This is a genomic window from Cupriavidus basilensis (assembly GCF_000832305.1).
GTDB lineage: Bacteria > Pseudomonadota > Gammaproteobacteria > Burkholderiales > Burkholderiaceae > Cupriavidus > Cupriavidus basilensis_F.
Map to the genome: position 1 here is coordinate 777,509 of NZ_CP010536.1, position 15,903 is coordinate 793,411.

Genomic DNA, 15,903 nt, shown 5'->3' on the forward strand with positions numbered 1-15,903 from the left:
GCGTCAGCTGGTGTGAATCGATTGGACGCTCATCCGGCTGGTTTCCAGGTCGAGCGAGCTTTGGGCAGTGAATGCCATCGGGTACGGGTCCATATGGATCAGGCCCTTGATCTCGAAAACCAGGGTGTTGTAGCGCTGCGGCGCGTCTTCCTTCAAAAGCGCCTTCACGTCCAGAGAGCCGGGAATGAGCCGCGGCTCGAAGTCCAGGATAGCGCGCCTGACGATGTTGACGATGTCGTTCCATTTACGCTCGGACAGGTAACTGCCGGCGACCGGTGGTACCCCGTAGTTGATTGTCGATGCTGCGGCAGCGGGATAGCGCTCGCGATCGATTTCGTCCTCGCGGCTGGTGGTATTGAGCAGATAGGTGAGATCGCGCTGGATGATCTCGCGCATCTGGGCGCGCGTGACGGTGTATTCGCTCGCGCTTTCGGTCTGCCGTTGGGGCGCGTCGTCGCGCAGCCGGTCAAAGAGCGTCGGCAGCAGTTGCGTATTCGGGCGGCGCGGTACCCGCGGTGGGCGGTGGTCAGCCATGCCCGGTTACCGGAGTGAGGGTCGCCACATCGAGCATGGCCGCATCGCCCGCATCCGGATCAGGCTCCGGCGTTTGCGTTTGCGTTTGTGCCTGTGCAGGGCGGTAGGCGCTATCCATCGAGATGAGGTGGTGTTCGCGGCGGGTAAGGGGAGCGGCGACGTCACGGCGCCTGGTGGGCACGATGTCCCCTGCGAAGAGCCAGAGCACGTCCGGCGCAGGCGGGATCACAAAGAACGGGTGGTCATCCTGGGTCTGCGGGGAGCCAATCAGGGTGTTGGCGTGGCTGGCGGTGGCAAGCATGTCCATCAGGCTGTGGGCATCACCGGCCTCGCGTGCGAGCATCTGCAGCGGGTTCCGAGCGATCTGCGCCGGTACAGCCGATACAGCCGATGCCGCCCCGGTGCTGGCCTCCGCGTGGGTGCTCACGTAGTCGGGATCGCGCAGCGCCGCCTCGGCCTGGCGTTTGAGCTGCTCGATCACGTCAGTCCGATCGGGGGCGGCAGCTTGCGCTGCGCGCTCGCCAGCGGCTGGTCTCAGCACCGAGAACGGATCGGCAGTGCCCGGGTGCATCCCGCCGGGCGTGTCCCAAGGCCAGGGCGTAGCGCTATCGCGGTCGAATCCGGGGTCGGTGGCGCCGGTCCGTGCCGGGCGGGTCTGCGAGTCGCTCATGGCCTTGCCTCGCTAGTGATTGGTTCAGGAATGGATCCGATGATAATCGAAAATCACGGCTAGACAAAATGCAAAATGATGTCATTCATTGCGGTCTGCGCGGTGGCGTTGAATGAATGATCCATCGTCCTAATTTTTATAGGACTTGTCCTATAAAACGCCGCCATTTTCGGAATCAATATTGGGAAATTTCCGAATTTTCCATGTCTCTGTGCGTGATCGTCGTAAATTGTCGCGCCTCCATGCTGGACGTGGTCTTGGCGTGGTCTTTCCGTGATAACCGTGCGCGTATTGGTTATTTGACCGCCAAGGATCCACGGCGATCAGGCTTCTTGTCTGGTCACGGAAGTCACTCTGCGATGATCGCGGAAGGGGTTTACGCCTCGAATGGTTTTGCCATATCCTAAAAAAGAGTTAATCAAGAACTCCATTGGGAATGGCGCAGTCGATCATTCAAAAAACAGAGCAAGGCATCAAATGGAAATTTCGCGTCAGGCGCTGTTCGGCCGACTCAATCCCACCCTGTTCAAGGCGATCGAAAGCGCGACCGCCTTCTGCAAACTCCGCGGCAACCCGTACGTGGAGCTTGTGCATTGGCTGCACCAGTTGCTGCAGGCCCCCGATGGCGACCTGCAGCGGATCCTGCGCCATGCCGGTGCCGACCTGCCCGCGCTGGAAGCCGACCTGACGCGCGCGCTGGGATTGCTGCCGGCCGGCGCCACGTCGATCAGCGACTTCTCGTTCCAGATCGAGTCCGCCATGGAGAGGGCGTGGGTCTACGCGACACTTGCCTTCGCCGATGACCACGTGCGCGGCGCGTACCTGCTGAGCGCACTGCTCAAGACGCCGGAATTGCGCCGTACGATGCTGAGCATCTCGAATCAGTTCGCGAAGGTACGTGCCGATGACTTGGGCGAAGCCGTTTCCGCGTTGGTCGCGCAGTCGCCCGAAAGCCGGGAAGCGGCCTACGACGGTAGTGGCCTCGCACCGGCCACGCCTGGCGAGGCCAGCGGCGCCATGGCGCCCACCGGTTCCGGCAAGTCCGCCCTTGGCCAGTACTGCCGCGACCTGACCGAGGAGGCCCGCGCCGGCCGGCTGGATCCGGTGATTGGCCGCGAGCACGAGATCCGCACCATGACGGACATCCTGCTGCGCCGCCGCCAGAACAATCCGCTCCTGACGGGAGAGGCTGGGGTTGGCAAGACCGCCGTCATCGAGGGGCTCGCCCAGGCCATCGCCGCGGGCACGGTGCCGCCGAGCTTGAAGGATGTCCGGCTCCTGAGTCTCGACGTCGGGGCGCTGCTGGCCGGCGCTAGCATGAAAGGTGAATTCGAGGCGCGGCTCAAAGGCGTGCTGGAGGAAGCCGCCAGGTCCGAGAAGCCGGTGATCCTGTTTGTGGATGAAGTCCACACGCTGGTCGGCGCCGGCGGCCAGGCCGGCACGGGCGACGCTGCCAATCTGCTCAAGCCGGCGCTGGCGCGAGGCGCGCTGCGCACGATCGGTGCTACGACCTGGAGCGAATACAAGCGCCACATCGAGAAAGATCCGGCGCTCACGCGCCGGTTCCAGGTCCTGCAGGTGATGGAGCCGGAAGAAGCCAAGGCTGTCGCCATGGTGCGGGGGCTGGTCGCCACCTTCGAGGCGCACCACCAGGTGTTCATCCGCGACGAAGCGGTGCGCGCCGCCGTCAAGCTCTCCCATCGTTACATCCCCTCCCGGCAGTTGCCGGACAAGGCCATCAGCCTGCTCGACACCGCTTGCGCCCGAGTGGCGCTGTCACTGCACGCCCCACCGGCGCAAGTCGAGCACCTGCGCCAGCAATTGGCCGCTGCCGACGCCGAACGTGCGCTGCTCGCCAGGGAAGCCGGCTTCGGCAAAGCGGATGTCGCGCGGACAGCCGTCGCACGTGCCCGGCGCGAGCAGATCGATGCCGACCTGGCGCAGGCCGAAGCGCGCTGGGAGCGCGAACGAAGCCTGGCGAGCGACCTGGTTGCACGCCGGCAGGCGCTGGTCCAACCCCCGGCGATCGAGCCGGCGATCACGGCGCAGGTTCAGCCGTCTCTGGCCGAGCTCGAAGCCGACCTTTGTGCAGCGCAAGGGGATGCGCCGCTTGTGTACACGGAAGTGGACGAAGCCGTGGTCGCAGCCATTGTCGCCGACTGGACGGGCATCCCGGTTGGGCGCATGGTTGCGGACGAGGTGGCCACGGTCATGCGGTTGCCGCAGACCCTTGGCACTCGCGTCGTTGGCCAGGACCACGCGCTGGCCCAGCTCGGCGAGCGTGTCCAGACCGCCCGCGCGCAATTGACTGATCCCTGCAAGCCGGTCGGCGTGTTCCTGCTGGCAGGTCCCTCCGGCGTCGGCAAGACCGAGACTGCCCTGGCGCTGGCCGATGCCCTCTATGGCGGCGAGCAGAACCTCATCACCATCAACCTCTCCGAATTCCAGGAACCGCACACTGTTTCGACCCTCAAGGGCGCACCGCCGGGCTATGTCGGCTACGGCGAAGGGGGCGTGCTGACCGAAGCGGTGCGCCGCAGGCCCTACAGCGTGGTGCTGCTTGACGAGGTCGAGAAGGCGCATTCCGACGTCCACGAAGTCTTCTATCAGGTGTTCGACAAGGGCTACATGGAAGACGGCGAAGGGCGCCACATCGACTTCAGGAACACCATCCTGCTGCTGACCAGCAACGCAGGCTCGGATCTGCTGGCGCATCTCTGCGAAGACCCGGCGCGGATGCCGGAGCCCGCCGCGCTGCGCGACGCGCTGATGCCGGAGCTGCGCAAAGTCTTTCCGGCGGCGTTCCTCGGCCGCCTGGTGATCGTGCCCTACCTGCCGCTTGCCGCCGAACACCTCGGCCGCATCGTGCGCCTGCACCTGGGCCGCGTCGTGGCACGCATGCACGACCAGCACGGCATTGCGCTCACCTATGGCGACGCCGTGGTCGGGTTCATCGTGGCGCGCTGCCCGGCTGGCGAAACCGGCGCTCGCCGTTTGATCAGCTTTATCGAGCAGGTCGTCCAGCCGCAACTGGCTCGCCTGTGGCTGTCAGCGATATCCGAGAAGCGCCAGCTGGCCGCGATCGACATCCGGCTGGCGGAAGAACCGCCAGATGCGCCCGTACTGACCTATCACACCGAGTACCGTGCCGGCCACGACGCTGTTGCGCCGGAACATCCCGAAGCCGAAGCGGCCTGACGCCGTGCGGCACGTCCCTGTAACCCCGCTTGTCACCCCGCTTGTCACTCATTGAGGAGACCTATGTCTGTTGTGAACAGTTCGCAGAAATTCATCGCGCGCAATCGCGCGCCGCGTGTACAGATCGAGTACGACGTCGAGGTCTATGGCTCGGAGAAGCGCATCGAGTTGCCCTTCGTGATGGGCGTCCTGGCCGATCTGTCCGGCAAGCCCGCCGAGCCGCTGCCGCCAGTCGCCGACCGCAAGTTCCTCGAGATCGATATCGACAACTTCGACGAGCGCATGAAGGCGATGAAGCCTCGTGTTGCGTTCGCGGTTCCCAATACGCTGGGCGGCAGCGGCCAGTTGATGGTCGACATGACGTTCGAGAGCATCGAGGACTTCTCGCCGGCGGCGGTGGCCGGGAAGGTCGATGCGCTGCGGCAATTGCTGGAAGCCCGCACGCAACTCGCGAACCTGCAGACGTACATGGACGGCAAGTCGGGTGCCGAATCGCTGATCAATCAACTGCTGCAGGACCCCGCGCTGCTGCAGTCGCTCGCCAAGGCGCCCAGGCCCCAGCCTACGGATGGCGACACCCAGGCGCCCCAGTCCTGACCGGAACGGCTTCTTGCCTACCTGAACAACCACATCGAGCAAGGACTCCATGGCTTCCGCCCAACAAACACAACAGCAAGCCCTCGCGACCGCAGAGCATTCGGACTTCGCCGCACTGATCGGCCGCGAGTTTTCGCCCAAGACGGACCAGGCCCGCGAAGCCGTCGATCTCGCCGTCAAGACCCTGGCCGAGCAGGCGCTCGCCAGTTCGTTCACCATGAGCGACGATGCGTACAAGAGCATCGAAGCCATCATCGGCGCCATCGACACGAAGCTCTCCGAGCAGATCAACCTGATCCTGCACCACCAGGACTTCCAGAAGCTGGAGTCGGCCTGGCGCGGCCTGCATCATCTGGTCTCGAACACCGAGACCGACGACAAGCTGCGCATCCGCGTGATGGATGTGTCCAAGGAGGACCTACGCCGCACGCTGCGCCGGTACAAGGGTATCGGCTGGGACCAGAGCCCGTTCTTCAAGCGCATCTACGAAGAGGAATACGGCCAGCTCGGCGGCGAACCGTACGGCTGCCTGGTCGCCGACTACTACTTCGACCACACCCCGCCCGACGTGGAACTGCTGGGGTCGCTCGCCAAGATTTCGGCGGCGGCCCATGCGCCGTTCATCGCCGGCGCATCGCCGTCCGTGCTGCAGATGGACTCGTGGCAGGAGTTGGCCAACCCGCGCGACCTGTCCAAGATCTTCCAGAACCTGGAATACGCGCCGTGGAACGGCCTGCGCAACTCGGAAGACGCACGCTACGTGGGGCTGGCCATGCCGCGCTTCCTGTCGCGCTTGCCATACGGCATCAAGACCAACCCGGTTGATGAATTCGACTTCGAGGAAGACACCGACGGCGCCGACCACCGCAAGTATGTGTGGAGCAACGCCGCCTACGCCATGGCGGTGAACATCAACCGCTCGTTCAAGCTGTACGGCTGGTGCACGCTGATTCGCGGCGTGGAGAGCGGTGGTGTGGTGGAGAACCTGCCGTGCCACACCTTCCCGACCGACGACGGCGGCCTCGACATGAAGTGCCCGACCGAAATCGCCATCTCCGATCGCCGTGAAGCCGAGTTGTCGAAGAACGGCTTTATCTCGCTGGTCCACCGTAAGAACACCGACTATGCCGCCTTCATCGGCGCGCAGTCGATGCAGAAGCCGGCCGAGTATTACGACGCCGACGCCACCGCCAATGCCAACCTGTCGGCCCGCCTGCCGTACCTGTTTGCCTGCTCGCGCTTCGCCCACTACCTGAAGTGCATCGTGCGCGACAAGATCGGGGCGTTCAAGGAGCGCGAGGACATGCAGCGCTGGCTCAACGAATGGATCATGAACTACGTTGACGCCGACCCGGCCAACTCCTCGCAGGAGACCAAGGCCCGCCGTCCGCTCGCGGCCGCCGAAGTGGTCGTCGAAGACATGGAAGGCAACCCTGGCTACTACAGCGCCAAGTTCTTCCTGCGCCCGCACTTCCAGCTCGAAGGCCTGACGGTGTCGCTGCGGCTGGTGGCGCGCCTGCCATCGGTCAAGGACGCTGCCTGAGCGTCGTCCCAGGCCTGAAATGTACCGGTAGTCCCACATCAGGCGCCCCCGCCCCCGATCCCTTTGGGGCGGGGGCGTTGTTGTGGCTCTTGTCTGCAGTACCCGTCTTAACTTGAAGGAGTTTCGCAATGGCACAGGACATTTTCCTGAAGATCAACGGCATCGACGGCGAGTCGCAGGACACCTCGCACAAGAACGAAATCGAGGTGCTGGCCTGGGACTGGAGCATCGAGCAGCAGTCCACCATGCATGCCGGTAGCGGCGGCGGCGCCGGCAAGGCGACCGTGTCGGACCTGTCCTTCGACCACTTCATCGATCGCGCTTCGCCCAATCTGATGAAGTACTGCCTGACTGGCAAGCACATCAACGAGGCGGTGCTGGTCGTGCGCAAGGCCGGCGGCAATCCGCTCGAATACCTCAAGCTCACCATGACGGACGTGGTCGTTACCAAGGTGAGCCCGAAGGGTTCGGTGGATGACGAGTTGCGCATGCGCGAGAAGGTCTCGCTGTCGTTCTCCAAGATCAAGCAGGAGTACGTGGTGCAGAACGCCCAGGGCGGCAGCGGCGGCGCCGTGACCGCGGGCTACGACATCAAGGGCAACAAGGAAGCCTGATTGTCATGACTGTGCCCGCCGGCCACGCCTGACGTAGCCGGCGGGATCGCTGACCTGATCTGACCACCAACGGACATGGCTCTCTCACTGCGCTTCGATGACCTCTGGCATGCCTATCCGAAGCCCGAGCACGGGGACGAGGCCGCCCCGCGCCGGTCCCGGCTGGCTTTGTTCCGCCAGATTGGCTGGGAAAGCCGCGTTGACCATCCGGCTTATGAGAACGCCTGCGCGATCCGGATGAGCCTTGCGTTGATCGAGTGCGGCATCCATGTGGACGGCGGCGAGCCGATTCTGGCCGGTCGCTAGAAGGGCATGAAGATCGAGACCAACCACGCACGCCTGGCCGAGCAGCTTAGCGGTCCGGCTTGCCTGGGCGCCCCTCGTCGGCTTGATGTCACGAGCCTGCGGGATCTGATGACGCGGGCTGAGCAGGGAATCATTGCCTTTGACGAGACGCCCGGCTACGACGGCGCGCATATTGATTTGCTGCGAAACGGCTGGCTGGCCTCGGCGTTCGGATCGCATGACCTGGTTCGTGTGCTGGAAGCTTCGACGCGTCGCATGACGTGGCGTGACAGCAAGCTCGGCTACGAGGGCATGGGCTACGCCGGCATGGCCGATGCGGATAGCGGCTACGGGTTCCGCTCGACGCTTTACTTCTGGCCACTGGCCTGAGAGATGACTCATGAGCACGCGAAACGATGTGGGGAACCTCAATGCAAGACGGCGCCGGACAGTCAGCGTCTCCAGCGCAGCCATCCCCGATCTGCTCGGGCAGCCGCAGTTGGAATTCGTGCGGCTCTCTGGCCATGAAGGGTTGAGCGAACTGTTTACCTACAAGGTGGATCTGCGGCCGGTTTCGCCAGCGGCCGAGCAGTTCCTCGCCGAGGCGGACCCCGATGAAATGATCGGGCGCGAGATGACGGTGACGATCGAGCTCGATGGCATGGGCACGGGCCTGCTGGGCGGCATTGGTGCCGGGCATCGGGAAATCACTGGTGTCATCTCGGAGATCGAACAGGTTGGCGGCGCCGCGGAGAATCGTCTGTACCGGTTCACGCTGCGGCCCTGGTTGTGGCTCGCCACGCAGACTTCGGATTTCAAGCCCTTCCAGAAGAAGACCGTCATCGAGATCCTGGATGAGGTCCTGGCGGACTATCCGTTCTCGGTGGAGAAGCGTCTTGACGTATCGATCTACCCCAAGCTGGTCTGGGAAGTGCAGAGCGGGGAAACCGATGCCCATTTCATCCAGCGCCTGACCGAAGAATATGGCATCACGTACTTCTTTGAGCACGATGGCGGGCACCATCGGCTGATCCTGGCTTCCGAAACCGGAGCGTTTCGCAATTTCCCCAGTGAGGCCTATCACACGCTGCCCATCTATCCGCATGGATTCAAGGTGGACCAGGAACATCTGGTGCGCCTCGACCCGGTCAACCGCTTGCGCACGGGCAAGGTCACGCTGAATGACTACGACTTCCGCAAGCCGCGGGCGGACCTGACCACCGGCAACAGCCAGCCACGCGAAACCGGCTTCGCCGACTTTGAGCGGTACGAATACCCGGGCGACTATGTCGAGCCGGCGGTAGGCGACATGCGGGCGAGGATTCGCATGGAGGAGCGCCGTGCCCGGGGCCGGCGCGTGCGCGGTGTCGGTGCCTTGCGTGGCGTGGCGCCGGGCTGCACCTACATGGTGAGCAATCACGGCAATCCCGCGTTGAACCGGGAGTTCCTCGTGACCAGCACGGCGTTCGACCTGGAGGACGTCGGCGGCGCGTCCGGCAGCCGGCAGCGCTTTGCCTGCCGCGTGGCTTTTGAAGGCCATCCCACCGACGAAGTCTTCCGTCCGCCGCGCACGGTCGGCAAGCCGCGCGTCGCCGGCCTGCAGCGGGCGGTCGTGACCGGGCCGAAGAACCAGGAAATCTGGTGCAATGAGCACGGCAGCGTGAACATTCAGTTTGAATGGGACCGCTACGGGAAGCACGACGAGAACTCTTCACCGTGGATTCGTGTCGTCAACGGCTGGTCCGGCGATCAGTTTGGCGCCATGCATATTCCGCGCATCGGCCAGGAAGTCATTGTTGCCTTTCTCAACGGCGATCCGGATTGCCCGCTGATCGTCGGGCGGGCACCGAACCAGCACAATATGTCGCCGTGGGCGCTGCCGGGGCAGCATGCGCTGTCGGGAATTCGCAGCAAGGAGTTGTTTGGCGGACGCCACAATCACCTGTTGATGGACGATACGAAGGACCAGATACAGAGTCAGCTTTCATCGGATCATCAGCTATCCCAACTCAACCTGGGTTATCTGACGAACGTACCCGATCACGCCGGTCGCAAGGACCACCGGGGAGAAGGCGCAGAGCTGCGGACCGACGGTCATATGGCGCTCCGATCAGGTGCGGGGACACTGGTTTCCACTGAGCTGCGTACGCACGGACAAGGCGCGGCGCTGGACCTGTCCGAGGCAATGGATCGTTTGCGCGGCGCGCTTTCGCTCGCGGAGCAGTTGCAGCAAGCCTCTGTTCAGGCTCAGGCGCAGCGCGATGAGCAAGAGGGTGTTGCCAAGGCGATCGCGCGCCAGAACGATGCGATCAAAGGAGACCAAAGCCCGTCCGGTACGCTGGCAGAGCCTCACATTGTTGTCGCCAGCGCGGCGGGTATCGTTGCTACAGCCACTACCGATACCCACTTGCACAGTAGCAGGCACGCGACGATCACAACCGGAGAGCATCTGTCGCTGAATACTGGCAAAGGATTCTTCGCGAGTGTTCGCGGCATGTTCTCCTTGTGCGCGCATCTGCTAGGCATCCGTCTGTTCGCCGCAAAGGGTCCGATCACCTTGCAAGCACAGAACGATGTCATGCAGTTCTTTGCGAAGCTTGGCATCGACATCATCAGCACCGACGACAACATCCGCATTCTGGCCAGGAAGGAACTGCTGATTGGAGGCGGTAGCAGTCATACACGCTACAACGACGGCGGGATCACGCACCTCACGCGCGCAACAATTACCGCCCATGCCGCGGGGCATAGCTTCACTGGCCCTTCGACAGAGACCGTGGCGTGGCCAAAGCTGGCCAAGAGCTCGGTCTGCGAGTTCGGGATGCGCGACGCCGCCAGTAGTGGACAGGCCGTTGTGGCGGTGAGCTGAGGCAAATCATGATGCTCGAATACCTGGATAGCCATGACTGTCTGTTGCTCGACCCGCTGAACCTGGATAGCGACAGCGACTTGCATGGCCTGCCTCACAGTTCACTGGTGCTGGAACCGATGGGCGAGCAGAGGCACCTGTTTCCATGGCAGATAGATCTGAGAGGTCTGAGCGACGCGCAACGCAAGGCGCTGGCAGACCGCCATAGCTATGAGGCGTCGTCGGGTGTGGCACCCGCGATATCCGGCCTGATCTCAACCAGCGCGACATTCGGCGAGACCCATGGCCATCTCGGCCGCAGACTCCGCCTTCATGTCGAAGGAGAACCGGAGGCGCTGTTCCGCTACTACGACCCGAGAGTGTTTCGGCATCTGTTGCGCATTCTCGGGCCTCGCAAACAGCGGTCGCTCTACGGACCGATCACGAAATGGAGCTACTGCCTCCTCGGCAAGGGATGGGTGACCGAAGCCGCTCCGCAGATCGACGACGAACGAAGTGAAATCCTCTCAAGCGAAGAAGCCTTGGCGTTGGGCCGCATCGTTCTTGTGAATGCCGTTCACGACGAGCTGGAGCGCGCCGGCGGCTTCACGGCATCCATGGACGCCATGCGCAGGATCGATGTCCTGCTGCAGCGTGGACAGGACCGGCACAAGCTTGATGGCGTCGACCTGATCGCGTACGTGCAGCACAGCATGACCATCCATCCCGATCTGGATGCCCATCCCGAGGTGGACGACCTGATCAAACGAAGTGCTGACGAACGTGGACTGTTTGCCGCGATGGCGAGCAAATGGGGCTTTGAACAGCGTGCGCGGATCTCAAGCCATCTCGGCTTGCGCAAACCGGCGTCGGAGAGAGGATATCAATGAAGGGCTGCAAGTTCTGCGACAAGAGCGGACTGGCGATCTATCCAGTGCGTTACGGCATTGCGCCGGAGACGAGCACGGTACCCGAGCCGACCGGGCCGTTTGCACAATGGATCACCGCTGTGCCGGTGGCGCCCGCGAAGTACGTGCTGCGCCGTCTGCGAGCCAGCTATCTGTACTGCTGGAATGAAGCGGACAAGGCGCAGCCATTGAAGGGCTATATGGTGCTTCCGGAGGGGTATCTGTATGAATTCGATCCCAGGAAGCCCGCGCCATCCGCCGAGGAGGCGAAGTTCAATTGCGAGCAGGCGGGGCACGCCGCTATCGCCATGTGCATCACGGTTCCGCGCGCGGAGCAGGCGACCAAAGTCTGGCTGGGGGTCTCGGACACCGAGTGGACGGCGGCAACCATCGAGCGGCACCGCGATGCCGCATACCGGGACAGGCACATGCGTGTGCTTGACGTGCAGAAATGGTTGACCACGCAGAATCACCAGCACGCCGAGCGGATCGCGCAACTGGACAAGCGGGTCGCCGACTTCTATCTGACCAATCGTACCAAGCCAGCATCCTTTGACTTTGCGCCGTGGCCCTGGCACCCGGTCGATGATCAGTATGCCGCGTTGTGCGAAAGGACGGCCGTGCTTGAAGGCGTGAAGCCGGCACAGAGCAAAGCCCTGTTCCTTGCCCTGCCAGACCCGGCTGGCATTGCCCAGGAGCTCTCCTTCCTGATGCAGTACGAACTGCGGCGCTTCAACAGCCGACCCGACTGGGCGCGTGAGGTGACGGTCAATGCCGCCATTCTGGGCATGAAGGAGGCGGTCGAGCATAGCGCGGAGCTGGCTGAGCTGACCGCTGCGGAGAATCTGAAGGCACAAGCATACGGCAACGAAAGCGGTGCGATGGCGCTGGAAAATGTCATTGACTACGTTGGCGGGACCCAGCTTGCCCAACGCCGTGTCGAGCGCATCGAAACGGGATACGAGGTCACCGCCGAAGGACTGAAGAAGGTGAAGGACCAGGCGTGGGGACCCTACCTTGGCAAATACAACGAGCCGGCGCGCGCCAGCTTTGATAAGCGCTACAAGGAAGCGCTGGGGAAATTCGACCAGCGCATGATCCTGCCGCTGGCCAAGGCACATGCCGCCTGGTTGAAAAACAGCCGCACGACGCACTACTTCACCTGCAACTTCGATACCGCGGATCTGGCCAGCGGCTTCGACTACGAAAGCGTCCTGACCCGGATGATCATGGGTACGGAGGACAAGCAACCGTGCAGCCTGCTCTATCAGGAATGGCTGGATGGCGATATCTCCGACCCGAAGAATCACCTGCTGCGAGCCCTGGGCGTCAATAGCGACGCCCTCATCAACAAGCTGAAGGAGGGTGTTGCCGGCAGCCCGGATCTGGCGGCGCTGCCCTGGGACAGCCTGATGGATAGCTACAAGCGTCTGGTGGAGGGGGCGGAGAAGCTGTTCGGCCAGACGGTGGAACAAAAGGCAGGCGCCGACAATCTGGCGCGCCTGGTCATGTACATCGCTGGCTCCGGCGCCGCGTTTCTGGGTCGCGGATTGGACAAGGCCGCAGGCAAGTCATGGATGACCCTGGTCGCAACGCTTGGCGTGCGCATCGGCAGGCCGATCGTGGTGGTCGATGTGGTGGGCACCAAGAAGAAGTTCCGCGAACAGATTCTGCGGGGCATGCTGCGCCTGCAATCCGGTGCCGGAGGCAAGCCAGCCTATTCCGACAACCAGATCAAGAAGGCGGTGGCAGACGAGATGCGCCTGCTGCAGATCAAGGGCGAAGTACGGGAGGGAACCTTCAAGGGCCGGTTCCTGGTGGTGGTGGACGGGGCGCATCTCGAGCGCATGCCGGCAGGCCTCAAACCGGCGGAGCGGGCGAAGTGGGCGGCAAAGTCCATCCGCACGCTGGAGCAGTACGAGAGCAGCCTGGCCGCGCGCTTCCGGTTGGCCGTCACCAGCGGCATCCGCCTGGGTGCGGTCATGGCACTGATACAGGTCGCGGGCTTGTCGAAGGCCATCGGCGACGAAGAGAAGGCGTCCGGATGGGAAAAGTCGGAGAAGGGCTGGCGGATGCGTGCGGCGGGCGCAGCGCTTGCTGCGACGATCGTCGACGTTACGGAGAAGGTTCTGGAAAAGACGTCTTGGGGCAGGACGCCGCTTGGGCGCTTGCTGCTTATGCGGCCACTGGCGAACGTCACTTGGATCGGCTTGGCTGGGCGTGTGTTTGGCGGGGGCGCGGCGGCGATCGTGGCTGTCTGGGACAGCGTCAACGCGATCGAGCAGCTTCGACAGAAGAATTTCGGTTTGGTTGCGCTCTATGCCTTCTCCGCGGGAACTGGGGGCTTCCTTGCCTTCGCTGCAATGGGGGCATTGTCTGGGCCATTTGTCATCTTGGCGCTGGTTGCGTTCTTCGCGCTGCAGGTGATTATCGGGCTGGTGGTCGACAACAAGCTGCAAGAGTGGCTAAAGCGCTGCGTTTGGGGGGAGTTCCAAAGCAAAGGACTTGAGAACGCATTCCAGACTGGCCATCAGGAAATGCGGGAACTACAGAAAGCACTAGGATAAAAAATATGACGATGGACTATACCGGGAACACGCCAAAGTACAAGGTGAACCGGAATCTGACCGAGCAGGAGCGCACGGACCGGCTATTTCAGAAACGAAAGGCAACGGTGAGTAAGAGCGAGGACGTACAGGATTGGGATGCGCTGATTCGATTGAACTCGACCTTCATCGAGGTGGTGGATAAATTCTACGCATGGAAGGGGATCCTTTTTGCTTTCGTTTTTGTAATGGGTTGCGGATGGAGCGCAATGATTATATGGATGACGTGGTACGGATTGTTCGTGATCATAGACGAAATCCCGGGTAGGGTTGGTGAATTAATATCACTTCTTGTATTCCTTTGGGTTTTATCAATTGCACTTCTTACATTCCTGGGCTGGGTTGGTCACTTCGAAGCTTTTACCTTTACGCACTGGCCCGTACGCTTGAATAGGCGAAACCGTATGGTTTACGTTTTCCGCCGCAAAAGCGCTGGAGGAATGTTGACGCTCAAGTGGGAAGACATCTATTTCTGTATGGGGCCGGGCCAACCTTATGCAGGCCAGCCCTCGCTAGTCTGGGATATTCGCGGCCATGTGCTGGCGCCGGACAAGAAGACGGTGCTCGATACTTTCTCGGTGGGCATTCACTGCACCAAGGACCTGCTGCCTGCTCACTGGGAATACCTGCGCCGCTATATGGAAGAGGGCCCGCAGAGTATTCCGATGCCGCGCCGGTACCTGCCGATTGCGGAGAAGCGGGAGTCTTTCTTGTTCGCTACCAAAGTGGCCTTCAGCAACTTCAGCTATGGCTATGCGTTCCTGCTGTTTGGCACGCCGTTCGCGCTGGTTACGTTGTTTGGGCGTTTGCTTTGCATGCCGACGAACAAGGTGCCGGTTTGGCCCGGGGAGGTGGAGGAGGCGTGCCGGATCGAGCCTGGCGACCCGTATGAGCAGCGTGTTTCAGGAGAGTGAGAAATCAGAAGCAGGTCAATCTCGAACCGAGGCAGCAAGCGCCGGCAGATAGTCGTGAGTTGAACGGTACTTGTGAGTGGGACTGCTTCCAGCAATGCCCTACTGGTCTGGGGGAATTGCAGCAGGCATTGAGGTGAGAAACGTATGACGATGGACTATACCGGGTACTCGCCAAAGTACAAACTCAATCGACCATTGACTGAGGAGGAGCGAAACGGCCGGCTGTTCCAGAAGCGGCGAGCAGCCGTGAACAAGGCCGAAGACGTACAGGATTGGGATGCGCTGATCATGCTGAACTCCACCTTCATGGAGCTTGTGGACAAGTTCTATGCGTGGAAAGGATTCATGTTTTCATTGATGGTAATTATGGGAAGTGGATGTTTTTTATTTTTATTTAATGTTACATGGATGGGCATTTTTGAAATGCCACATAGATTTCCAGAGAAATTGATAGAGCTAACATTGTCAATAATTGCTGTCTGGATGATGGCAATACCGTTGATGATTCTATTTATTTGGGCGGCTCATTTCGAATCCTTCACATGTAGTCACTGGCCGGTCCGACTAAACCGGAGAAACCGAATGGTCTATGTATTCCGCCGCAAAAGCGCCGGGGGAATGCTGACACTCAAATGGGACGACATCTATTTCTGCATGGGGCCGGGCCAGCCCTATGCAGGCCGGCCTTCGCTAGTCTGGGATATTCGCGGCCACGTGCTGGCGCCGGACAAGAAGACGGTGCTCGATACCTTCTCGGTGGGGATTCACTGCACCAAGGACCTGCTGCCCGCTCACTGGGAATACTTGCGCCGCTATATGGAAGAGGGCCCGCAGAGTATTCCGATGCCGCGCCGGTACCTGCCGATTGCGGAGAAGCGCGAGTCTTTCCTGTTTGCTGCCAAGGTGGCCTTCAGCAACTTCAGCTATGGCTATGCGTTCCTGCTGTTTGGCACGCCGTTCGCGCTGGTTACCTTGTTTGGGCGTTTGCTTTGCATGCCGACGAACAAGGTGCCTGTTTGGCCCAAGGAGGTGGAGGAGGCGTGCCGGATTGAGCCTGGTGACCCGTATGCGCAGCGCGTTTCAGGAGAGTGAAACATCAGAAGCGGGTCAATCTCGAACCGAGGCAGCAAGGGCCGGCAGATAGTCGCGCTCTGAGCGGTATTTGTGCGTGGGACCGATTCCAGCG

At 61.8% G+C, this 15,903-nt stretch carries 13 protein-coding genes; 11 read left to right on the top strand and 2 right to left on the bottom strand.

All coding sequences use genetic code 11. The annotated features are described in order from the left end of the window. Positions 1-3 precede the first annotated feature (3 nt). Positions 4-534, bottom strand: a complete 531-nt coding sequence (gene tssE, locus RR42_RS03500) for a type VI secretion system baseplate subunit TssE (protein ID WP_043344067.1) — start codon at positions 532-534, stop codon at positions 4-6. After that, entirely contained in the window at positions 527-1,204 is a 678-nt protein-coding gene (locus RR42_RS03505) for a TagK domain-containing protein (RefSeq protein WP_063778394.1), read from the bottom strand. The genes tssE and RR42_RS03505 overlap by 8 nt, the downstream gene beginning before the upstream one ends. A gap of 477 nt (positions 1,205-1,681) precedes the next feature. Between RR42_RS03505 and tssH the strand changes: the two genes are divergently transcribed. From tssH to RR42_RS39450, 11 genes are all read left to right on the top strand, one after another. Continuing rightward, complete coding sequence (gene tssH / locus RR42_RS03510; protein ID WP_043344068.1) at positions 1,682-4,402, top strand: type VI secretion system ATPase TssH; 2,721 nt, start codon at positions 1,682-1,684, stop codon at positions 4,400-4,402. A gap of 63 nt (positions 4,403-4,465) precedes the next feature. Next, complete coding sequence (gene tssB / locus RR42_RS03515; protein WP_043344071.1) at positions 4,466-4,999, top strand: type VI secretion system contractile sheath small subunit; 534 nt, start codon at positions 4,466-4,468, stop codon at positions 4,997-4,999. A gap of 49 nt (positions 5,000-5,048) precedes the next feature. Further along, positions 5,049-6,542 (top strand): type VI secretion system contractile sheath large subunit, encoded by a 1,494-nt coding sequence (tssC, locus tag RR42_RS03520; RefSeq protein ID WP_043344074.1) that lies wholly within the window; start codon positions 5,049-5,051, stop codon positions 6,540-6,542. 128 nt (positions 6,543-6,670) lie between these two features. Continuing rightward, positions 6,671-7,156: an Hcp family type VI secretion system effector gene (locus RR42_RS03525; RefSeq protein WP_043344077.1), complete on the top strand. Its 486-nt coding sequence runs from the start codon at positions 6,671-6,673 to the stop codon at positions 7,154-7,156. 75 nt (positions 7,157-7,231) lie between these two features. Beyond that, a complete protein-coding gene (locus RR42_RS03530; protein WP_043344080.1) occupies positions 7,232-7,462 on the top strand; it encodes a hypothetical protein in 231 nt (76 codons plus the stop codon). A gap of 6 nt (positions 7,463-7,468) precedes the next feature. Beyond that, a complete protein-coding gene (locus RR42_RS03535) occupies positions 7,469-7,831 on the top strand; it encodes a hypothetical protein (RefSeq protein WP_043344083.1) in 363 nt (120 codons plus the stop codon). A 10-nt stretch (positions 7,832-7,841) separates the two neighbouring features. After that, on the top strand, positions 7,842-10,310 hold the full coding sequence (locus tag RR42_RS03540) for a type VI secretion system Vgr family protein (RefSeq protein WP_043344091.1): 2,469 nt from the start codon (positions 7,842-7,844) through the stop codon (positions 10,308-10,310). 8 nt (positions 10,311-10,318) lie between these two features. Continuing rightward, complete coding sequence (locus RR42_RS03545; RefSeq protein ID WP_043344093.1) at positions 10,319-11,179, top strand: DUF4123 domain-containing protein; 861 nt, start codon at positions 10,319-10,321, stop codon at positions 11,177-11,179. Next, complete coding sequence (locus RR42_RS03550; RefSeq protein WP_043344095.1) at positions 11,176-13,764, top strand: T6SS effector BTH_I2691 family protein; 2,589 nt, start codon at positions 11,176-11,178, stop codon at positions 13,762-13,764. Before RR42_RS03545 ends, RR42_RS03550 begins: the two co-directional genes overlap by 4 nt. Positions 13,765-13,769: 5 nt before the next feature. After that, the gene (locus RR42_RS03555) at positions 13,770-14,717 is read left to right on the top strand and encodes a DUF6708 domain-containing protein (RefSeq protein ID WP_043344098.1); all 948 of its coding nucleotides are present in this window, start codon (positions 13,770-13,772) and stop codon (positions 14,715-14,717) included. Between the two features lie 144 nt (positions 14,718-14,861). Further along, positions 14,862-15,809 (top strand): DUF6708 domain-containing protein, encoded by a 948-nt coding sequence (locus RR42_RS39450; protein WP_144409734.1) that lies wholly within the window; start codon positions 14,862-14,864, stop codon positions 15,807-15,809. Positions 15,810-15,903: the final 94 nt, after the last annotated feature.